This window comes from Nocardioides abyssi (genome assembly GCF_030412915.1).
GTDB classification, from domain to species: Bacteria; Actinomycetota; Actinomycetes; order Propionibacteriales; family Nocardioidaceae; genus Nocardioides; species Nocardioides abyssi.
Map to the genome: position 1 here is coordinate 25125 of NZ_JAUHJR010000013.1, position 7587 is coordinate 32711.

Genomic DNA, 7587 nt, shown 5'->3' on the forward strand with positions numbered 1-7587 from the left:
CAGATGAGCTCGCTGTCCGAACGACTCGCCGCAGCCCGCCGCACCGACACGCCCGCCGCCACCGACGCGGATGCCGGCCCGGACGCCGCCTCCTCCGAGGCCGGCGACCTGGCCGCCGCCCAGCCCGCCGGGGCCGCTGCCGCCGGCGCCGCGGCCAACGCCGCCGCGGCCGCGAGGCGCAAGGCCGACGCCGCGCCGCGGCGTACCCTCGGCGCGGCGCAGGTCGACCGCATCGAGGAGCTCAAGGGCAGCGTGCACGCCGAGCTGCTCCAGCAGCTCGGGCCCCACCTGTACGACGCCGACATGGACCAGGACGAGCTCGACCAGCGCGTCCGCACCGTCCTCGCCGACGTGCTCTCCTCCCAGGACCGCCCGCTCAGCAGCGGCGACCGCAGCCGGGTGACCCAGGAGATCAGCGACGACATCCTCGGCTACGGGCCGATCGAGCCGTTCCTGCGCGACCCGGACGTCTCCGAGGTCATGGTCAACGGGCACGCCTCGATCTGGCTGGAGAAGAACGGGCGGCTCCAGCCCGCCGACGCGCACTTCCTCGACGAGGCGCACCTGCGGCGCACCATCGACAAGATCGTCTCCCGCATCGGCCGGCGCGTCGACGAGTCCAGCCCGATGGTCGACGCGCGCCTGCCCGACGGCAGCCGCGTCAACGCCGTCGTGCCACCGCTCGCGGTCGACGGCTCGGCGCTGACCATCCGCAAGTTCGCCACCGACCCGCTCACCGCGACCGACCTGGTGTCCTTCGGCTCGCTGACGCCGCAGACCTGCGACCTCCTCGAGGCGTGCGTGCGCGGGCGGCTCAACATCATCGTCTCGGGCAGCACCGGCGCCGGGAAGACCACGACGCTCAACGTGCTGTCGTCGTTCATCCCCTCCGACGAGCGCATCGTCACTATCGAGGACGCCGCCGAGCTGCAGCTCAAGCAGGACCACGTCGTCCGGCTCGAGTCGCGCCCGGCCAACATCGAGGGCAAGGGCGCCGTGCACATCCGCGACCTGGTGCGCAACAGCCTGCGCATGCGACCGGACCGGATCATCGTCGGCGAGGTCCGCGACGCCTCCGCCCTCGACATGCTGCAGGCGATGAACACCGGCCACGACGGCTCCATCTGCACCCTGCACTCCAACGGCCCCCGCGACACGCTCTCGCGCATGGAGACGATGGTGCTGATGGCCGGCATGGACCTGCCCGTGCGGGCGATCCGCGAGCAGGTCGCCTCCGCCGTCGACCTGATCGTCCACCAGACCCGCTTCAAGGACGGCACCCGCCGGATCACCCACATCACCGAGGTCGAGCGGATGGAGGGCGACGTCATCACGCTGCAGGACATCTTCGTCTTCGACTCCTCCGCCGGCTTCGACGCCCAGGGCCGCACCCTCGGCCGGCTGCGCCCGACCGGCCTGCGCCCGAAGTTCCTCGACAAGATGGCCTACGCCAACGTCACCGTCGACCCGATGCTCTTCGCCACGGACCGCCTGTGATGCGACGGCTCCTGCTCCCCCGCGTCGCGGCCCTCGCCGCCGCGCTCGCCGTCCTCGTCCCCTCGGCCGCCCTCGGCGCCGACGGGTCGATCACCCACGTCGAGCCGACCGCCGACGGCCTCCAGGTCCTGGTCGCGGTGCCCGAGGACGCCGAGGTCGACCTCGGGTCGGTCACGGTCACCGTCGACGGCGTCGAGACCCCCGCGACCGCCGCACCCGCCGAGGCCGCCGCAGCCGTGCGGCGTACCACCGTGCTGGCGATCGACACCAGCAACTCCATGCGGGGCGACCGCTTCGGGTCGGCCAAGGCCGCCGCGCTCGCGTTCGTGCGCACCGCCCCCAAGGACGTCGAGATCGGGATCGTCAGCTTCGCCGGCACCGTCGACGAGGTCCTGGCGCCCACCACCGACCGCGACGCCGCCCGCGACGTCATCCGGGCGCTCACGCTCAGCCAGGAGACGATGCTGCACGACGGCGTGCTCGCCGCGGTCGAGCTGGCCGGGGACGAGGGTCAGCGCTCGCTGCTCGTGCTCTCCGACGGGGCCGACACCTCTGACACGCCGCTCGAGGACGTCACCACCACGGTCGAGGAGGCCGGCGTCATCCTCGACGTCGTCGCCCTCGACCAGGGCGACGCAGCGCTGGCCGCGCTCGGCGAGCTCGCCGCCGCCGGCGACGGGCGGCTGGTCGAGGCCACCCGCACCGCGCTCGAGGAAGCCTTCTCGCAGGAGGCCGACGCGCTCGCCCGGCAGGTGCTCGTCACCGCCCCGGTCCCCTCAGGGGTGACCGCGAGCCAGGCGACCGTCGAGGTCACCCTGGGCACAGGCAGCGGCGACGAGCCGGTGGTCGCGCAGGCCTTCACCACGGTCCAGGCCTCCGCCGCACCCGCCGCTCCCCCGCCGGTGGTCGCCGACGAGGGCTGGGTGCCGCCGTCGTGGGTGATGTACGCCGGCGTCGGCACGCTCGGCGTCGGCCTGGTCGCCCTCGTCGTGCTGCTCGTGCCCCGCGGGCCGGCGCCGTTGACCGCCGAGCAGCGGCTGACCCGCTACACCGACGGCGCCACCCCGGGCACGTCCGGCGGCTCGCGCGTCGACGCCGACCAGGCGCTCGCGTCGGCCAAGGACGCCGCCGCCACCGTGCTGCGCCGCAACAAGTCCCTCGACGCCCGGATCACCCACCGCCTCGAGGGCGCCGGCAGCGAGCTGAAGTCCTCGGAGTGGCTGCTCGTCCACGCTGCGGTCTTCGTCGTCGCCGGGCTCGTCGGGCTGCTGCTCGGCCGCGGCAACATCGTCATCGGCCTGCTGTTCCTCGTGCTCGGCGGGCTCGGTCCCTGGCTCTACCTCGGGGTGCGACGATCGCGACGACGCAAGGCGTTCAACTCTCTCCTGCCCGACACCCTCCAGCTGATGTCCGGGTCGCTCGCGGCGGGTCTCTCCCTCGCGCAGTCGGTCGACACGATCGTGCGGGAGGGGGCCGACCCGGTCGCCACCGAGTTCAAGCGGGTCCTGGTCGAGACCCGACTCGGCGTACCGCTCGAGGACGCGCTGGAGGGGGTCGCCGAGCGGTTCGAGTCCAAGGACTTCGAGTGGGTCGTCATGGCGATCAAGATCCAGCGCCAGGTCGGCGGCAACCTCGCCGAGCTGCTCGACACCGTCGCCGCGACCATGCGCGAGCGGGAGTACCTGCGCCGCCAGGTCGCGGCGCTCGCGGCGGAGGGCAAGCTGTCGGCGTACGTGCTCGGCGGCCTGCCGCCGGTCTTCATGCTCTACCTCTTCCTCACCCAGCGCGACTACGTCATCGTGATGTTCACCGAGCCGCTCGGCATCCTGATGCTCGTGGGGGCCGCGGTGATCCTGTCCGTGGGGGCGTTCTGGATGAGCAAGCTCGTCAAGGTGGAGGTGTGAGGTGACGCTTCTCCTCGTGCTCGGCGTCGCGCTGGTGCTCGTCGCCCTCGTCCTGGTCGGCATCGCGCTGACCCCCGACGCCGGTCAGTCCACCGGGGTCGCCCGCTCGCTCGCAGCCATCCAAGCCATCACGTCCGCGCCCAAGCAGCTGCGTGACGAGCTCGACCGCCCCTTCGGCGAGCGGGTGCTCGAGCCGCTGCAGGCCCGCGCCCTGCGCATCGGCCGGCGGCTGTCCGGCGCCGACTCGGCCGAGCGGATCCGCAAGAAGCTCGACTTCGCCGGCAACCCGCGCGACTGGTCGGTCGACCGCGTCGTCTCCGGCAAGGTGATCGGCGCGGTGTCGCTGACGCTCGTCGGCGGTGCCCTGGCGCTGGTCCTGGGCGTGTCGGTCCCGGTCGCGATCGTGATGCTGCTCGGCGGCCTGGTGGTCGGGTTCTTCGTCCCGGACCTGTACCTGTACCAGAAGACCTACGAGCGCACCGAGCGGATGCAGCGCGACCTGGCGGACGCGATCGACCTGATGACGATCAGCGTCGAGTCGGGGCTGGGCTTCGACGCGGCGGTCCAGCAGGTCGCACGCAACACCGAGGGCCCGCTCGCCGACGAGTTCTCCCGGGTGCTGCGCGAGATGCAGATCGGCCAGGGCCGGGCCTCCGCGCTGCGTGCGCTCGGCGACCGGACGAACGTCGCGGACCTGAAGGCGTTCGTCGGCGCGATGGTCCAGGCCGACTCCTTCGGCATCCCGATCTCGCAGGTGCTGCGGGTGCAGTCGGGCGAGATGCGGGTCAAGCGTCGTCAGCGCGCCGAGCACAAGGCTCAGCAGGTACCTGTCAAGATCACTGTGCCCCTCATCTTCTGCATCCTTCCGTGCTTGTTCATCGCGGTCATGGGGCCCGCGGTGATCGGCATCATGGAGAACATGGGATGACCCTCCCGGACCTGCCGTTCGCGCGACTCACCCTCGCCGCACGCGGGTTCGTGCTGCTCTTCCTCTCCATCGCCGCCGTCGCGCAGCGCGACGAGGACATGGCGCTGGCGCTGATCGCGATCGGCGCGACGTGGGTCGTCGTCCAGCTCGCCGAGTTCCGCCCGGGCGTCTCTACGGGGTTCGCGACGACCTTCGACGCCGTCGTCGTGGGCCTGGTCTGCGGCATCACCGTCGGCGACACGCTGCCCGTGCTGGCCGCCCTCGCGGTCCCGCCGTTCACCGCCGGCCTCTACCGGGGCGCGGTCGGGGTGGCGCTCGCGATGTCCGCGCAGCTGGTCGCCCTGCTCGGCGTGGTCGTGCTGGCGTACGACGGCCTCGGCGGCCTCGACCGGGAGCAGTCGATCGGCATCTTCACCTGGGTCGTCACCGGCCTCGGCCTCGGCCTCATCGCGACGTTCCTGCACTCCGCCATCGTGCGATCGGTCGACCCGTTGGCGCCGTACCACTACGCGCAGACGCTGCTGCGGCAGCTGATCGACCTCTCCGGCGGCCTCAAGTCCGGGCTGGACCCGACCGCGCTCGGCGGCGCCATCGTCAGCTCGGTGCGCGACGAGCTGCCGGTCGCCTCGCTCGTGCTCTACGTGCCGCGGGGCGAGTCGCTCACCCCGCTGGTCGAGGAAAACCTCGAGGGCGCCGCGGGCGAGCACGAGGACGTCGCCGCCGAGGCGTGGGCGCGCGGAGAGGTCGTGGTGCAGGGCCAGTCGTTCGCGATCCCGCTCGACGACGCCGCCGTCGTAGCCGGCGTGCTGTCCGACCGCCTCGACCCCGGCCGGCTCGACCTCACCGGCCGCATCCGTCGGCTGCAGCGACGGCTCGCGCCCAGTGCCGTGCACCTCGACACCGCGCTGCTCTTCTCGTCCTTCCGCGACGCCGCGACCGCCGAGGAACGGCGGCGGCTCGCGCGCGAGATGCACGACGGCGTCGCCCAGGAGATCGCCTCCCTCGGCTACCTCGTCGACGCGCTGGCCGCCCAGCCCGGCTCGCCGGAGCAGGCCGACCGGATCGCGCTGCTGCGCGACCGGGTGAGCCACGTGGTCGGCGAGGTCCGGCAGTCGGTGCTCACGCTGCGCACGAGCGTCGGGGAGAACGAGAGCCTGGGCGCGGCGATCAGCTCCATCGCCCGCCACCTGAGCGAGGTCGCCGGCGTACCCATCCAGGTCACGCTCGAGGAGCACACCACGCGGCTGCGTCCGGAGGTGGAGGCGGAGCTGTTCCGCATCACCCAGGAGGCGATGAACAACGCGATCAAGCACGCGCAGGCCACCGTGATCGACGTGCACTGCCGGGTGCACGCGCCCCGCGCGATCATCACCGTCTCCGACGACGGGCGCGGCATGCAGCAGGCGCGCTCGGACTCCCACGGGCTGGAGATCATGCAGGAGCGCGCGACGCTCATCGGCGGCCGGCTCAGCATCGACCCCGCACCGGACGGTGGCCTGGTGGTCACCGTGGCGGTGGGTACCGACCTCGAGCCGCCGGTCCCCGGTGTCGAGGCCCCCGACGACAAGAAGGTGAAGGCATGAGCGACCGACACATCCGCGTGCTCCTCGTCGACGACCACCAGCTGATCCGTGACGGCCTGTCCGGCGTGCTGGACCTCGAGGCCGACATGAGCATCGTCGGGGTGGCGGCCACGGTCGCCGAGGCGGTCGCGAAGTACGACGAGCTATCCCCCGACGTCGTCGTCACCGACCTCCAGCTCCAGGACGGCACCGGCCTCGACGTCGTCCGCGCCGTGCGCAAGAAGAGCAACGAGACCGGGCTCATCATCCTGACCATGCACTCCGGTGACGAGCAGATCTTCGCCGCCATGCAGGCCGGCGCGTCCGGCTTCGTCGGCAAGGACGCGCCCTCCAGCGAGGTCGTCAAGGCGGCCCGCCACGCCGCGGTCTCCCCGCGCTCCTTCATCGCCACCGGCCTCGTCGGCGCGATGATGCGCCGCCAGTCGGGCGAGTCCACCAAGCTCTCCGACCGCGAGCACGAGGTGCTCCTCCTGCTCGCCGACGGCCTCGGCGCCGCCCAGATCGGCGACAAGCTGTACCTCAGCGAATCGACCGCCAAGTCACACATCGCGAAGATCTACCAGAAGCTCGGCGCCGCCAACCGCGCCCAGGCCCTGGTCACCGCCATGCGCATCGGTCTGCTCTCCAGCGTCAAGCCGTCCGACTCCTGAGGGCGGGCTGACCCACCTGGCCATGACGGCCGCCGGACGGTCGTAGTCCGTTCGGACTATGCAGCTCGAGACGGGGACGGGATTCGCTGACCTGCGGTTTCAGCGAGGATTTCTGTCGTGAGGTTCTTCGGCCTCACGCCGGAGAACCACCCCCGTCACCAGCTCTCTGAAGGAGAACCACCGTGCTCGACTACCTGCGCATCGTCGTCAACGCCCGCCTCGCCAAGATGGAGGAGCGTGGCGCCTCCGCCGTCGAGTACGGCCTGCTCGTCGCCGGCATCGCGGCTGTCATCGTCGCGGCCGTCTTCCTGCTCGGCGGCACTGTCACCAGTGCGTTCGACAAGACCAACTCCAACATCGGTTCGAAGGTCAAGTAAGACGGACCGCTTCGTGGAAGCGGGGGCCGTCCAGATCAGCTGGGCGGCCTTTCGCCTGTCTCGAGCTGATCGCCGACGCCAGCGCGAGGCGGCCGCGAACGTCCAAACGGCTAGCGAACCAGTGGTGGGGTGACACGGGAGGTGAAAGAAATGCCATGGTCGCCGAGGCGAGTGGAACCTGCACGACGGCCAACGGGTCAGGTATCACACGTGACTTCCAGGCATGCCCAGTTGCACGAGTCTCGACCTGACTGCTGAGCCCGCACTCTGGCAAGGACGCTGCTCGTCGCAACAGTGTTCAGCACCGTTGAAACATCAGCGCCTCGACGACCGCGGGCCGCTCGCGCCGGGCGCCCAGCCTGAGGAACCACGCAAGCAAGCCGACGGCGGTGACTCCGCAAACCAAGGGCCGTTCCGACCGCATGTTGTTGTCCTTCGCCTGTGCCGGCTGGTGCGTGACGATGGACGGCGCCTGATCGACCCGCTGGACGCGGACCAGTGTCGCTCAGGACGACCCGCCGGCTAGCTGTGATGTTCAGGGAGGTTGTACTGCCCGGCATCGGTGAGCCTGTCTGACAGACGAAGGCCTCCGGTTGTGAAGTGGAGCTGTCTAGTTCACCGCTTCACTGACCGGAGGCCCTCGTGTCC

Annotated in this window: 6 protein-coding genes; all 6 read left to right on the forward strand. The window is 71.3% G+C overall.

Annotated elements, in window-relative coordinates; all coding sequences use genetic code 11:
- Positions 1-3: 3 nt before the first annotated feature.
- On the forward strand, positions 4-1497 hold the full coding sequence (locus QWY29_RS19095) for a TadA family conjugal transfer-associated ATPase (protein WP_300962799.1): 1494 nt from the start codon (positions 4-6) through the stop codon (positions 1495-1497).
- Positions 1497-3401: a type II secretion system F family protein gene (locus tag QWY29_RS19100; protein ID WP_300962805.1), complete on the forward strand. Its 1905-nt coding sequence runs from the start codon at positions 1497-1499 to the stop codon at positions 3399-3401. The genes QWY29_RS19095 and QWY29_RS19100 overlap by 1 nt, the downstream gene beginning before the upstream one ends.
- 1 nt (position 3402) lies before the next feature.
- Positions 3403-4329: a type II secretion system F family protein gene (locus QWY29_RS19105; protein WP_300962800.1), complete on the forward strand. Its 927-nt coding sequence runs from the start codon at positions 3403-3405 to the stop codon at positions 4327-4329.
- Positions 4326-5912, forward strand: coding sequence for a sensor histidine kinase (locus QWY29_RS19110; protein ID WP_300962801.1), 1587 nt, complete (start codon positions 4326-4328; stop codon positions 5910-5912). The genes QWY29_RS19105 and QWY29_RS19110 overlap by 4 nt, the downstream gene beginning before the upstream one ends.
- Entirely contained in the window at positions 5909-6562 is a 654-nt protein-coding gene (locus tag QWY29_RS19115; RefSeq protein ID WP_300962802.1) for a response regulator transcription factor, read from the forward strand. Before QWY29_RS19110 ends, QWY29_RS19115 begins: the two co-directional genes overlap by 4 nt.
- A 182-nt stretch (positions 6563-6744) precedes the next feature.
- Positions 6745-6939 (forward strand): Flp family type IVb pilin, encoded by a 195-nt coding sequence (locus QWY29_RS19120; protein WP_300962803.1) that lies wholly within the window; start codon positions 6745-6747, stop codon positions 6937-6939.
- Positions 6940-7587 lie beyond the last annotated feature (648 nt).